Raw genomic sequence first — 13,492 nt, forward strand, 5'->3', positions numbered from 1 at the left:
GGGACCACATCGTTGTGGGGGCGGGCGCCCGCCACCCCCACCCACCCCCCCCCCCCACACCCCCCCCCGCCGCCGGCCCCCCCCCCCCCCCCCCACGGCTACGCCGACCTGGTGTCGATGGCCCGCCCGCTGCTCGCCGACGCCGACTTCGTCGCCAAGGCCGCCGACGGCCGCGCCGACTCCATCAACACCTGCATCGGCTGCAACCAGGCCTGCCTCGACCACACCTTCAACCTCCAGATCACCTCCTGCCTGGTCAACCCGCGCGCCTGCCACGAGACCGAGCTCGTGCTCTCGCCGACGAAGCTCCGCAAGCGCATCGGCGTCGTCGGGGCCGGCCCGGCCGGGCTCGCGTTCACCGTCTCGGCCGCCGAACGCGGCCACGACGTCACGCTGTTCGACGCGGCCGACGCGATCGGCGGGCAGCTGAACATCGCCCGCCGCATCCCCGGCAAGGAGGAGTTCGACGAGACGCTGCGCTACTACCGCACCCGGCTGGCCGAGCTGGGCGTCACCCAGCGCCTCGGCGCCGTCGTCACCGCCGAACAGCTCACCGCCGAGGGCTTCGACGAGATCGTCCTCGCCACCGGCGTCACCCCCCGCACCCCCGCGGACCTCCCCGGCGTCGACCACCCCAGCGTGGTCGGCTACCTCGACGTCCTGCGCGACGGCGCCCACGTCGGCGAGCGCGTCGCGATCCTCGGCGCCGGCGGCATCGGCTTCGACGTCGCCGAGTACCTCACCGACCAGGGCGACGCCGCCAGCCTCAACCCGCCCGCCTTCCAGGCCAAGTGGGGCATCGACGCGGAGTACCGGGAGCGCGGCGGCCTGCGCCGGCCCGAGCAGCCCAAGCCCCCGCGCCAGGTGCACCTGCTCCAGCGCAAGGCCACCAAGGTCGGCGCCGGACTCGGCAAGACCACCGGCTGGATCCACCGCACCGAACTCAAGCACCGCGGCGTCAAGATGGTCGCCGGCGTCACCTACGACCTCATCGACGACGCCGGACTGCACGTCACCATCGACGGCGAGCGCCAGCTCCTGCCCGTCGACACCGTCGTGCTCTGCACCGGCCAGGAACCGCGCCGCGACCTCGACGCCGAGCTGCGCGCCCTCGGCCGCACCCCGCACCTGATCGGCGGCGCCGACGTGGCCGCCGAACTCGACGCCAAGCGGGCCATCAAGCAGGGCACCGAGCTGGCGGCGGCGCTGTAGTCGCGAACGGCCCCTAGGATCGACCGCATGTCGCTGCCCCACGCCATCCTCACCGCCCTGCTGGAGAGACCCTCCTCGGGACTGGAGCTGACCAGGCGCTTCGACAAGTCGATCGGTTTCTTCTGGCCCGCGACCCACCAGCAGATCTACCGCGAGCTGGGCCGGCTGGAGGCCTCCGGACACATCCGGGCCCTCCCGCAGGCCGGCCCGGCCCGCGGCCAGAAGAAGGAGTACGAGGTGCTGGCGGCCGGCCGCGCCGAGCTCGAACGCTGGACGGCCGAGGGCTCCGACCCGCGGGCCGTCCGCGAACCGCTGCTGCTGCGGCTGCGCGCCGCGGCCGTCGTCGGCTCCGCCGGTCTCGACGCCGAGCTCCGGCGGCATCTCGCCCTTCACCAGGCGCAGTTGGCCGACTACCTGCGGATCGAGCAGCACGACTTCCCGGCCGAACGCGCCGACGACGAGAACCGGCTCCAGCACGCCGTGCTGCGGGCCGGCATCGGTCTGGAGACGTTCTGGGTGGAGTGGCTCACCGCGACCCTGGACGCGCTGCCGGCCGACTGACCTGCGGCTTTCCGTCCCCGCGCGCTCCCCGCCGACCCCGGTGGGACACTGGTGGCCTGTCCCTGCCCGAACTCTCGACCGGGGGCCCGCATGTCTCACTCCAGGCCGCTCCACGCCCTCACCGCCGCAGCGCTCGTCGCGGCGGTCGTCTTAGGCCCGGCGCACCTGGCCGCCGCGGCGCCGGCGCAGGACCTCCCCACGGCCGACCAGCTCAAGGCGGCGCTGCTCACCGTCGACGACGTCGGCCCCGGCTACACCGAGGTCCCCACCACCAGCAGCCCCGCCCCCGGCGAGAACCCCTCCCCGGCCAGCGGCTGCGACGCCCTCAGCGCGCTCATCAACATGCACGCGGACGCCACCCCGACGCCCGGGAGCCCGCACGTCGAGGCCGAACTCGACGGCGAGGACGGCAACCCGATGGTGACCGAGAACCTCACCGCCGAGGACGCGGGCAAGCTCACCACCGACTTCAACACCGCCACCGACGCGTTCCGCACCTGCCACCAGATCACCTTCAACGCGGGCACCGAGGACTCGGTGAGCTTCACCGTCGCCCCCGTGACCCTCGGCGACCGCCCCGACGCCCCCGCCGTCCGCCTCGACGGCACCCTGGCCGGCGTCCAGCTCAACGCCTACATCGGCATCGAGCGCTTCGGCACGGTCGCGATGGTCTTCGGATTCTTCCAGCGCCAGGACGCGGGCTCCCAGGAGGCGTCCTTCCAGTACCGCACCGCCGTGGCCAAGGCCGAACGCACCCTCGGTTCCACGGCCGGCAGCACCGCGCCTCCGACCCTGCCCACGACCACCCGGTCCGGCGGCACGTCCGGCACCCAGCCCGCGGCGGTCTGAGCCGGCGGCGCTCAGCCGATGACGACCATTCCGGCCATGGCGACGACGAAGCCGGGCAGGGCCCAGCGCCAGTCGCTGCCGCCGGCGGCCGTCTTCGCGCGGGGGACGTTGCGGGAGTGGGCGAGGAGGCCCAGGCCGACGAGGAAGATCGGCCAGCCGATGAGGTGCCGGAGCAGCATGGGCCGAGCCTATCCGGCCACGGCACCGGGGCGTGTCTTTCGGATCGGCCGGGAGCGGACCTCTACCGGTCGGCGTCCTCGGCCAGTTGGAGGCGCAGGTGGGCGGGGCAGGCCGGGTTGGCGGCGACCCGGGCGCGGACGCGCGGGCTGCGGTCGCGGGCGAGCCTGGCCAGGACGTCGGGCGGGCAGTGGGGGTTGCCGGCGCCCCACTCGCGTTCGCGCCGGTAGGCGGAGGCCGCGGCGGTGCGGAGGAGGGCGGCGTCCGTGGTGCGGGCGAGGGCCCACCAGCGGACGTACCGGTGGGGGTCGCGGACGGCCGCGTCGACGAGTGCGGGCGGGGCGGCCGGGTTGGTGACGACCGAGATCCGCACCTCCACGTCCGGGTCGCCGCCGAGGCGCTGGAGCGCGGCGGCGGGGGTGTGCGGGTTGCCCGCGGCGGCGTTGCGCACCGGCCGGCTGCCGCGCAGGGCGGCCTGGTACAGGGCGCGTTCGGAGCGGGTGCGGGTCACCGCGTGGACGCGGACGGCCTCGTGGCGGTCGGTGGCGAGCCGGTCGACGACGTCGGCCGGTGCGGTCGCGTACCGGGCGACGGCGAGGCGGACGGCCGACGAGGTGCTCGCCGCCAGGGTGCGCAGCACCTCGTCAGGCAGGCCGTCCCGCAGGGCCGGGCGTTCGCCCTCATGGCACCAGGCGGGCGCGGCGAGCGCCCGCCCGCAGCCGTCGGCGTACGTCTCCCCGCAGAGCAACTCCCCGTCCACAGTGGCCTCCTGAGCGCACGCAGCCCGTTCTGCCACAGTAAGGGCGCACTGGCGGCGACGGGTACGGCGCCCGGGGGCGCGTCGGCGGCCGGGTGGCGTCTCGCGGTTCCGGGGCCGCCCGTGATCCGCTCGGCGGAAGCGGCGGCCGGGCCGTCAAGTGCCCGAACTCCCAAGCGGCGGTCAAGAATTCTTGACCGCCGCTTCGAACGCCCGGACCCGGCGGTGTGCCACGCTGTGCGCCGAACCGCCGCGCGTGCGCGTGCCGACGACGCGTGCCGACGAGGAGACGCCGTGAGCGAGCCGAGACGCCCGATCGAGGACTTCCCCGCCCACCCGGCCGGCGACCCGGCCGCCGACCTCGCCCACGCGGTCCGCGAGCGCCGCACCGCCCTCGGGATCTCCGTCGAAGACCTGGCGGAGCGGACGAAGTTGACGGCTCGTCAGATCCGCGCGATCGAGGCCGGCCACTCCGCGCCGACCCTGCCGCTCCTGACCGCCCTCGCCGCAGCGCTGCGCACCGCGTTCACCGCCTAGTGCCGTGGCGCTCGGGAGTGTCCTAGCGGGCTCCCGGCTGCGCAGGCTCGTTCGTCGTCGTGCGCACGAGCGCTCGCGCCTGCTCGGAGGTGAGCGGGTGGGCGAAGAGGTAGCCCTGGCCGAGCGGGCAGCCCATGGCGGCGAGCAGGTCGCGCTGTTCGGGGTGCTCGATGCCCTCGGCGATCACCTGGACGCCGAGCGTGTCGGCGATCCGGGCGATGCCCTCGACGAGGGCGTACTGCTGCTGCGAGGAGCCGAGGCCGTCGATGAACGACTTGTCGATCTTCAGGATCGAGATGGGGAACTCGCGCAGGTAGGACAGCGAGGAGTAGCCCGTCCCGAAGTCGTCGATGGCGATGCCGACGCCGAGACCGGAGAGGGTGGTCATGTCGTCGTGGACGCGCTCGTCGCGGCGCATCAGCACCGACTCGGTGAGCTCCAGGACGAGCGTGCGCGGGTCGATCCCGGAGGTCGCGACCGCGTGCCGCACGACGTCGACGAAGCCCGCGTCGCGGAATTGCCGGGCGGAGACGTTGACGTTGACGCGCAGCGGCGGCCGCCCGGTGGCGGCGCGGGCGGCGGAGCTCACCGCGTGCCACGCGGCGGCCTCCTGGGCGGCGCGTTCGAGGACCCACGCGCCGAGCGGAACGATCTGGCCGCTCTCCTCCGCGAGGGCGATGAACTCGTCGGGCAGCACCATGCCGCGCCGGTCGTGCGGCCAGCGGACCAGGGCCTCGAAGGAGACCAGGTCGCCGGTGCGCAGGTCGACGATCGGCTGGTAGTACAGCTTGAACGCGGACTCGGCGATCGCGGTGTCCAGGTTCTCGTTCAGCTCGTGCCGCTCCACCAGCCCGGCCTGGAAGGCCGGCTGGTAGTGGCAGGACTGGCGGCGCCCGGCCGCCTTCGCCGAGTACAGTGCGAGGTCGGCGTGGGTGAGCAGCTCGGCGGCGTCCACGCTGTCCTCGGTCGTCGCCACGCCGATGCTCGCCGTCACCCGCACCGAGCCCGCGCTCAGCTTGAACGGCTCGGCGAACACCGACAGCACGCCCTCGGCGATCGCGTCGACGTCGTCCGGGCGCAGCACGTCCTCCACCAGCACCGCGAACTCGTCGCCGCCGAGGCGCGCCGCGGTGTCGGAGGAGCGCAGCGCGGTGGAGACCCGCAGTGAGACGGCGACCAGCAGTTCGTCGCCCACCGCGTGGCCCTGGGTGTCGTTGACCACCTTGAAGTCGTCGAGGTCGATGAACAGGACCCCGGTGACGGCGCCGCTGCGCTCGCCGCGCGACAGCGCGTGGCCGACCCGGTCCAGGAACAGGACGCGGTTGGCGAGGCCGGTGAGCGAGTCGTGGAAGGCGCGGTGGGTGAGCTCGCGCTCCATGCGGCGCTGGTCGGTGACGTCACGCAGGGTGAGCACCAGGCCGCCGACGGTCGGGTCGCTGCGGAGGTCGGTGTGGCGGACCTCGGCCTCGATGGGGGTGCGGTCGGTGCGCAGCAGCCGCCAGTGGTGGTCGCGCTGCTGCTCGCGGTGGGCTTCGCGGGGCCGGTCGCCGGCGTGCTCGTGCGTCGCCGACCGGTCGGCGGGCCCGCGCATGCGGGCCAGCGCCTTGCCGACGGCCCGGCTGTCCTCCGGCGGCACGAGCTCGGTGAACTGGGTGCCCTCCAGGTCCGGGTAGCCGAGGACGCGCTCGGCCGAGGACGAGGCGTAGCGGATGCCGTCGTCGGCGTCGAGGATCAGGATGACGTCGCTCGCGTTCTGCACGAGGGTGCGGAAGTACAGCTCGCTGTTGCGGCGGATGATCTCCCGGCTCAGCATGACGCGCTCGACGGCCAGGGCCGCCTGGGCGGCGAGGATCTCCAGCGAGCCCCACAGGCTGGTGAGCTCCTGCTCGGTGCCGGTGACGATGAGCGCGCCGATCAGCGGGTCGCCGGAGGGGCGTTCGGCGAGGGTGAGCGGGCACAGGAGCGCGGAGGGCATGCCGTCGGGGCGGGTGGCGAGGCCGCTGCCGATGTCCTCGACCGGCAGGAGGCGGGTCTCGCGGTAGGCGGCGAGCGCCAGCACCTCGTCCGGGCCCCCGGGGTGCTCCGCGGCGGTGTGCCGGGCCGCGCCGCGCTCGGCGTGCCGGACGTGCAGGACGCCGCCCTCGGTGACGGCGAGCAGCGCGACGTGCCCGGCCTCGGCGGGCATCAGGGTGGAGGCGGCGGCCTGGACGGCGTCGGCGACCTCCTCGACGGTGACGGCGGCGGTGAGCGAGGCCCCGGCCACGCGCAGTGCGCGCTCGCGGCCGACGGCCTGCCGGCGGGCCACCACGACGACCGCGAGGCGGGCCAGGACCAGGAGGTAGAGCAGGGCGGAGAAGGCGCCGATCACGCCCGCGTTGCTGGTGTTGCCGTTCAGCGACTCGATGATCAGGATCGCCGGGGCGATCAGCGAGGCGAGCGTGAGCAGCGCGAGCCGGCCGCGCCCGAGGTCGGGCTGCTGGGTGGGCACCGGCCGGGTCAGCTCGACCATGGACGGGTGCAGCGCGGCGGCGCCCCACGCGGTGTAGAAGGCGGCCCAGCCGAGTTCGACCGGCCCGCCGATGCGCCAGGTGCCGTGCAGCTGGATCAGCCCGTACAGGACGTCCGAGGTCAGGATGCCGAGGGTGCCGACGGTGAGCAGCTGCAGGGAGCGGCTGTTGCCGCCGCGCGGGGTCAGCAGGCGCAGCAGCAGGGCGAGCACGACGACGTCGCCGAGCGGGTAGGCGATGGAGACGGCCTTCGGGAACCAGTCGAGGTCGGCGTTCCGGGCGTACGGGAGGATCAGGTAGATCCAGGAGAGCAGGGCGAGGCCCATGGTGAGGATCAGGGCGTCCAGCAGGCCCGCGCGGTCCTGATGGGCCGTCCGCCAGCGGATGAAGCCGAGCACGCCGGCCGCGTACAGCACGAACTCGGCGAGGTAGAAGCCGTCGGCCACCGACGGGAACGGGTTGTTCAGGTGCAGGATCTGCAACTGGACGGCCTGGACGACCTCGCCCGCGGTGAAGCTGAGGTTCGCGAGCGCCAGCAGGTACCAGGGCAGCGCGTGGGACGGGCGGTTGAGGCGGACACCGATGACGATGGCGGCCACGCCGCCCAGCCCGATGCCCGTCCACCAGACGATCCGCTGCGAGGGGTCGGAGTAGTAGGCCGAGACGAAGGCCACCATCCACAGCAGGTAACCGACCATCAGGCGTTGTCGCCGGCGTGTCAACGAGGCTACCTCCTCCGCGACTTCACCCCGCCGCTGGGGCGGGAGCGCGTGACGGGGGCGCGCGTGTCGCCGGACGCCCGGTCGCCGGGCGTCCGGTCCTGGGGCGCCCGGTCCCGTCCGGTGCCGGGACTTCCGGCGGATCGCCACCGGACGTTCCCAATGTGCCGTGAGTGCGTATAGTCGGAAATGTCGCACCTCCCAGCATTCTGCCGCCACACCACGAGGTCAAGCCGGTGGACGACGCAGTCGACAGCGCACAGGGCGCACCGAAGGAAGCGGGCCCCGGCCGTCACGCCGTGGTCCGCAATGACAACGGTCAGTATGCGATCTGGCCCGGCGACTTGACGGTTCCGGGCGGCTGGCGGCGCGTCTTCGGGCCGGCCGGGCGGGCCGAGTGCCGTGCGCACGTCGAGCGGGAATGGCGGCCGGACGACCTCGGGTTCGCGGCCTCCGGGCGGCCGGGAGGCCATGAGGCCGCCGCCGCCCGGCCGCCCGCCGGCTTCGCGGGCACCGTGCACGGGCTGTTCCGGGCGCGGGCCGCGCACGACCCGGAGGCGGTCGCGGTGATCGCCGACGACACCACGCTGAGTTACCGCGAACTGGACCGGCGCAGCGACCGGCTGGCGGCCGCGCTGCAGGCCCGCGGCGTCGGGGCGGAGCGGGTCGTGCCGGTCTGCCTGCCGCGCGGCGCGGACCTGGTCGTCGCGTGGCTGGGGGTGCTCAAGGCGGGTGGGGCCTTCCTGCCGCTGGACCCGGCCAACCCGGAGCGGCGGCAGGCCCGGCTCGTCGAGGACTGCGGGGCACGGGTGGGGATCGGCGCCGTGCCGGGGGTGGAGACCGTCCCGGTGGACGGCCCGGCGGCGCAGGGCCCCGTACCCGACGCCGCGGCCCCCGACGACCTCGCCTACCTGATCTACACCTCCGGCACCACCGGCACCCCGAAGGGCGTCCCGGTCACGCACCGTTCGCTCGTCTTCACGCTCGACCGCGTCATCCACGCCTACGGCCTCACCCCCGGCGACCGCGTCCTGCAGCTCGCCGCGCTCGGTTTCGACACCGCCCTCGAACAGGTGCTCGCCGCCCTGCTCTCCGGCGCCACCCTCGTCCTCGGCGGCAGCCGCACCTGGGCGCCCTTCGAACTCGTCGCCCGGCTGCGCGAACTCGGCCTCGCCGTCGCCGACCTCACCCCCGCCTACTGGCACCACGTGCTCGCGCTGCTCCCCGCCGGCGGGCCGGGGCCGCGGGCGCTGCGGCTGCTCGTCGTCGGCGGGGACGTCGTGCACGCCGACGACTGCCGCACCTGCCTGGAGCGGCTGCCCGGCGTCCGGCTGGTCAACGCGTACGGCGTCACCGAGGCGGCCGTCACCTCCACGCTGTGCGAGGTGACGCCCGCGGTGCTGGACGGCGGCGCGGCCGCGGCGGCGGCGCCGGTACCGATCGGCCGACCGCTGCCGGGCGTGCGGGTGCACGTCCTCGACGCCCGGATGAGCCCCGTGCGGCCCGGCGAGAAGGGCGAGATCCACCTCGGCGGGCCCGGCCTCGCCCGCGGCTACTGGCGGGCCCCGGGGCTCACCGCAGAATCGTTCCTGCCCGACCCGTACGCCGCCGTCCCCGGCGAGCGGATGTACCGCACCGGCGACGCCGGACGCTGGCGGGCCGACGGGCAGCTGGAGATCCTCGGCCGCTTCGACGACCAGGTCAAGGTGCACGGCTACCGGGTCGACCCGGCGGAGATCGAGGCCGTCCTGGCCGGCCACCCCGACGTCCGGCAGGCCCGGGTCGCCGCCGACGGCGACCCGGCCGGCGGCCCCCGCCGCCTCACCGCCTACTACACGCTCGCCGAGCACGCCGCCGCCGACGGCGGGCGCCGCGACGGCCTCCGCGCCTACCTGGCCGAGCGGCTGCCCGCGTACATGGTCCCGGCCTCCTTCGTGCCGCTGGACGCCATGCCGCTCACCCCGGCCGGCAAGATCGACCGCCGCCGCCTCCCGCAGGCCGAGCCGCAGGCGCGCGGGGCCGGCCGGAGCTCCACCGCGAGCTCCACCACGAGCTCCGTCACCGGCGGCGCCGTCACGAACTCCACCGCGGGTGCCGTCGCGAGCCCCGGAACGGGCGCCGGGCCGGGCGCCGCCGGCGCGGTCGAGGACGCCGTCGGACACCTGTGGGCCGAACTGCTCGACGTCGAACTCGTCCACCCCGCCGACGACTTCTTCGCCCTCGGCGGCACCTCCCTGCTCGCCATGGAGATGCTCGCCCGCGCCCGCCTCGTCTTCGGCATCGACGTCACCCGCATCCGCGCCCTCACCCGCGCCCTCCTGCGCGACGCCACGCTGCGCGCCTTCGCCACCGCCGTACGGGACGCGCGGGCCGGCGGCACCGGCTCCCGCGAGACCGCCGTCGACTGGGCCGCCGAGGCCGAACTCGGCCACCCCGTCGGCCAGTCCTGGCGTCCCGCGCCCTGCCGCGCCGAACCCGCCGAGATCCTGCTCACCGGCGCCACCGGCTTCTGCGGCGCCCACCTGCTGAACGCCCTGCTCGCCACCACCGGCGCCCGCATCCACTGCCTGGTCCGCGCCCCCGACGAGGAACACGCCCTCGAACGGCTGCGCGCCACCCAGCAGCGCTTCCTGCGCCACGACCTGGCGGACGCCCGGGTCGTGCCGGTGGTCGGCGACCTCGGCGAACCACTGCTCGGACTGACGCGGCGTCAGTTCGACTGGATGGCGCAGAACCTGGACGCCGTCCACCACCTCGGCGGGCAGGTCAACTTCATCTACCCCTACCACCAGCTGCGCGGCCCCAACGTCGGCGGCACCCGCGAGGTCGTCCGCCTCGCCGGGCTCAGCCGGGGCGTGCCCGTGCACTACCTCTCCACGCTCGCCGTCATCGCCGGGTTCGGCGCGGCCGGCATCCGCGAGGTCACCGAGCGGACGCCGCTCGCGCACCCGGACCGGCTGGGCGTCGGGTACGTGGAGAGCAAGTGGGTGGCCGAACAGCTGCTGCACAACGCCGCCGCGGCCGGACTGCCCGTCACCGTGCTGCGCACCAACGACGTCACCGGGGACCTGGCGACCGGCGTCATGAACCACGGGACGGAGATGTGCGCGCTCATCAAGTACATGGCGGACAGCGGCACCTGCCCCGACGTGCGGCTCGCGCTCGACTACGTCCCCGCCGACCGCTTCGCCCGCGCGCTCGTCCACATCGCCGCCCACGCGCCCGCCGACGGCGAGGTGTACCACGTGACCTCGCCCCTGCCCGCCGACCTCTCCGACCTCGCCGAACGGCTCCGGGTGCGCGGCTACCCCGTGGCCCAGATACCGTACCGGGACTGGGTGCAGGGCCTCGTCCGGTACGCCGCCGCGCACCCGACCCACCCGATCGCCCCGTTCGTCCCGCTGTTCGTCGACCGGGCCCCGGGAGCGGCGATGTCGATCAGCGAGATGTACTTCCAGCCGACCTTCCCGCGCTTCGACCGGACCCACACCGAGGCGGCGCTGGCGGGCAGCGGCATCCGGCTCCCGGCGGTGGACGCCGAACTGCTCGACCTCTACCTCGGGCAGCTGGAGGCGGACGGGTACCTGGGGGCGGGAGCGTGAACGCCTTCGCCGGGGTGGACCTGCGGGCCGCGCCCGGCGACGGGCCGGTGGCGTTCGGGGCGGGGCTCGGGGCCGAGGAGATCCTCGCCGCCTACCGGTGCGGGCTCTTCCCCCTGCCGGCCGCCGACGAGTTCGCGATCGCTTACAACGAGGCGCGGTTCGAGGAGGCCGTCGAGGCGGGGGAGATCGCCCTGCTCGGCGGCGACGACCCGTACGCCGTCGCCTGGTGGTCGCCCGACCCCCGGCCCGTCATCCGGCCCGGCGGGGTCCGGCTCGGGCAGCGGCTCGCGCGCCGGCTGCGCAACCGGCTCGGGTGGTGGACCAGCGCCGACCTGGCCTTCGGCGAGGTCCTCGCGCGGTGCGCCGAGGGGCGCCAACCGGCCTGGCTGGTCGCCGAGTTGCTCGACGGCCTGGCCGGGCTGCACGCGCTCGGCGCCGCCCACAGCGGCGAGGTGTGGGAGGGGGAGGAGCTGATCGGCGGGGTCTTCGGCGTCGCCGCCGGGCCCGTCCTCAGCCTCGACTCGATGTTCCACCACCGGCCCGACGCGGCCCGCGTCGCCGTCGCCGACCTCGCCGCCCGCTTCACCGCCGCCGGGGGCCGGCTCCTCGACGCGCAGTGGGACGGCCCGCACGTGCGCAGTCTCGGCGCGGTGCCGCTGCCCCGTGCCGACTACCTGGAGGAACTCGCGGCGCCCGCGGACCTCCGGCCGCTGGACACCGACCGGCTGCCGGCTGCTCGGCTGGGCTGAGGTGGGCTGGGCCGGGCTGGGCTGAGGTGGGCCCGGCTGGGCTGAGCCGGGCTGGGGTGAGGTGGGCCGGGCTGAGCCGCCCGCCGAACCAGTGGCCCCTTACCCGACTTGGCCTGTCTTCGACAAAATTATTCCCCGTCAGTAACATGGCGCCGCGTGTTCAACAGCTCGATAGGCAGGGCCGTCCGCCCCGCCCTCCTCACCCTCGTCCTGACCGGGGTCGCCGCGTGCGGGCCGACGTCCACCGGTACTCCCCAGGCCGCCACCGAGCCGGCCGCTACCCCCGTCGCCGCCACGGCGACCGACACCGGTCCGGCCGGTGTCGCCCCGACCTCCGGCGCCCCGCGCGCCCGCGCCACCACGGCCGCCGCCGCGCCCACCGGGCGCCCGACGGCGGCCGCGACCGTCGCGGCGGCCCCCGCCGGAGCCCAGCAGGCCGCCATCGGCACGCCGGGCAAGGACGGTGGCGCCGTCACCGCCACCGCGAAGAACCTCCAGCTCACGGCGTACGACCCGGCCGGCGGCACGGCCGTCCTGTCGGCAGCCCCGGGCACGGCAGCCCCGGGCACGGCCGCGCCGACCGCGAGCCCGAGCGCCCCGTCGGCCGCGCCGTCGAAGGCCTCGCCGAGCGCGTCCGCGAGCGCCGCTGCCGCCGTGCAGCCCGGTGCGCTGATCGCCAGCCCGCCGACCGCCGCCGCGCCCCAGGGCGCGCTCGTCGCCGTCACCGGCGTCCAGCCCGGCGCCGGCGACAGCATCAAGCTCGCCACCCGCCCGGCCACGCTCGCCGAACTGCTCGGCGGCACCGAGGCGGACGGCAAGGTCGCCGTCGACCCGCACGGCATCAAGGTGACGCCGCTGGTCAAGGACCTCAAGGCGACCGTCGGCGCCGGCTCCGGCGGCGTGCAGGCCGACGCCTCCGGCACGCTGGAGGTCGACGTCAACGCCCCGATCCCGCTGCCCGAGGGCGCGAGCGTGGCGGCGACCGGCTCCCTCCAGCTGCACCCCGCCGTCCACTTCGCCTACCACGGCGCCGCCGCGGGCAGCCCGCGCACGGCGTCCATCGGCTTCGACCTCGGGGCCAACGCCCACTGGAAGGTCACCGGCGACCTCGCCCGCAGCACCGGCGCGGCGCCCGTAAGGCTGCCGTTCGCCAAGCTCCAGGCGAGCCCGGTGCTGACCGTCGCGGGCCTGCCCGTCGTGGTCAACCTCGGCCTCACCTGCTACCTGGAGATCAGCGCCGACGGCCAGGTCCACGTCGAGGCCGAGCAGGAGGCCACCGGCACGTGGTCGGTGCGCGCCGACTACACCGGCGGCAAGGGCTGGGCCCCGATCAGCGACGCCGCCGACACCAAGGTCTCCCCGGTCCACCTGCGGCTGAACGGCAAGGCCGGCGTCCGCGCCGCGCTCGGCGCCGAGGCCAGCGTCGGCCTGTACGACACGGTCGGCGTGGAGACCACCGTCGCGCCCTACCTGAGCGCGAAGGCGGAGGGCTCGCTGAGCGCCGACGTCCCGGGCGGCACCCCGCAGGCGCAGGGCAGCTGGTCGGTGGTCGGCGGCATCGACCTGAACGGCGCGCTCACCGCGCACCTGAAGATCTTCGGCACCCCGATCATCGAGGGCAAGCTCCCGCTGCCGCCCTTCCACCGCGAATGGCCCCTCCTCGCGGGCACGGCCGCCCTTCCGTCCCCGCGCCCGAGCAGCTGACGTACCGACAGCTGACGGGTGACAGATAACAGATAACAGCTGACAGATAACAGAGTTTGAAATCTGTTATCTGTCAGCTGTTTTTTGTTCGCCGCCGGCCGCCCCCGGGCCTACGCTT

At 75.1% G+C, this 13,492-nt stretch carries 9 protein-coding genes and 1 pseudogene; 7 read left to right on the top strand and 3 right to left on the bottom strand.

Going from position 1 to position 13,492, the window contains the following annotated elements:
- Positions 1-93: 93 nt before the first annotated feature.
- The 3 genes and pseudogenes from ACFV4F_RS04820 to ACFV4F_RS04830 form a co-directional block, all read left to right on the top strand.
- A pseudogene (locus ACFV4F_RS04820) lies at positions 94-1,212 on the top strand (FAD-dependent oxidoreductase); the annotation flags it as partial.
- Between the two features lie 27 nt (positions 1,213-1,239).
- Entirely contained in the window at positions 1,240-1,773 is a 534-nt protein-coding gene (locus tag ACFV4F_RS04825) for a PadR family transcriptional regulator (RefSeq protein ID WP_380436041.1), read from the top strand.
- A 90-nt stretch (positions 1,774-1,863) separates the two neighbouring features.
- The gene (locus tag ACFV4F_RS04830) at positions 1,864-2,622 is read left to right on the top strand and encodes a hypothetical protein (protein WP_380436043.1); all 759 of its coding nucleotides are present in this window, start codon (positions 1,864-1,866) and stop codon (positions 2,620-2,622) included.
- 11 nt (positions 2,623-2,633) lie between these two features.
- On the opposite strand, the gene ACFV4F_RS04835 is transcribed toward ACFV4F_RS04830, so the two are convergent.
- Both ACFV4F_RS04835 and ACFV4F_RS04840 read right to left on the bottom strand, forming a co-directional pair.
- Positions 2,634-2,801: a hypothetical protein gene (locus tag ACFV4F_RS04835; RefSeq protein ID WP_380436045.1), complete on the bottom strand. Its 168-nt coding sequence runs from the start codon at positions 2,799-2,801 to the stop codon at positions 2,634-2,636.
- Between the two features lie 62 nt (positions 2,802-2,863).
- On the bottom strand, positions 2,864-3,559 hold the full coding sequence (locus ACFV4F_RS04840; protein ID WP_380436047.1) for a hypothetical protein: 696 nt from the start codon (positions 3,557-3,559) through the stop codon (positions 2,864-2,866).
- A 291-nt stretch (positions 3,560-3,850) separates the two neighbouring features.
- Between ACFV4F_RS04840 and ACFV4F_RS04845 the strand changes: the two genes are divergently transcribed.
- Positions 3,851-4,093 (top strand): helix-turn-helix domain-containing protein, encoded by a 243-nt coding sequence (locus ACFV4F_RS04845; protein WP_380500446.1) that lies wholly within the window; start codon positions 3,851-3,853, stop codon positions 4,091-4,093.
- Positions 4,094-4,115: 22 nt separating this feature from the next.
- Here the strand turns inward: ACFV4F_RS04845 and ACFV4F_RS04850 are convergent, their stop codons facing one another.
- On the bottom strand, positions 4,116-7,322 hold the full coding sequence (locus tag ACFV4F_RS04850; RefSeq protein ID WP_380500447.1) for a putative bifunctional diguanylate cyclase/phosphodiesterase: 3,207 nt from the start codon (positions 7,320-7,322) through the stop codon (positions 4,116-4,118).
- 233 nt (positions 7,323-7,555) lie between these two features.
- Here ACFV4F_RS04850 and ACFV4F_RS04855 point away from each other — a divergent pair, with 233 nt between their 5' ends.
- The 3 genes from ACFV4F_RS04855 (at position 7,556) to ACFV4F_RS04865 (ending at position 13,374) form a co-directional block, all read left to right on the top strand.
- Positions 7,556-10,921: an amino acid adenylation domain-containing protein gene (locus ACFV4F_RS04855; RefSeq protein ID WP_380500448.1), complete on the top strand. Its 3,366-nt coding sequence runs from the start codon at positions 7,556-7,558 to the stop codon at positions 10,919-10,921.
- Positions 10,918-11,670 (top strand): leucyl/phenylalanyl-tRNA--protein transferase, encoded by a 753-nt coding sequence (locus ACFV4F_RS04860; protein ID WP_380500449.1) that lies wholly within the window; start codon positions 10,918-10,920, stop codon positions 11,668-11,670. The genes ACFV4F_RS04855 and ACFV4F_RS04860 overlap by 4 nt, the downstream gene beginning before the upstream one ends.
- Before the next feature lie 156 nt (positions 11,671-11,826).
- Complete coding sequence (locus ACFV4F_RS04865; RefSeq protein WP_380500450.1) at positions 11,827-13,374, top strand: hypothetical protein; 1,548 nt, start codon at positions 11,827-11,829, stop codon at positions 13,372-13,374.
- The last annotated feature ends 118 nt before the right edge of the window (positions 13,375-13,492 follow it).

The sequence above is a fragment of the Kitasatospora sp. NPDC059722 genome (assembly GCF_042733235.1).
Taxonomy (GTDB): domain Bacteria; phylum Actinomycetota; class Actinomycetes; order Streptomycetales; family Streptomycetaceae; genus Kitasatospora.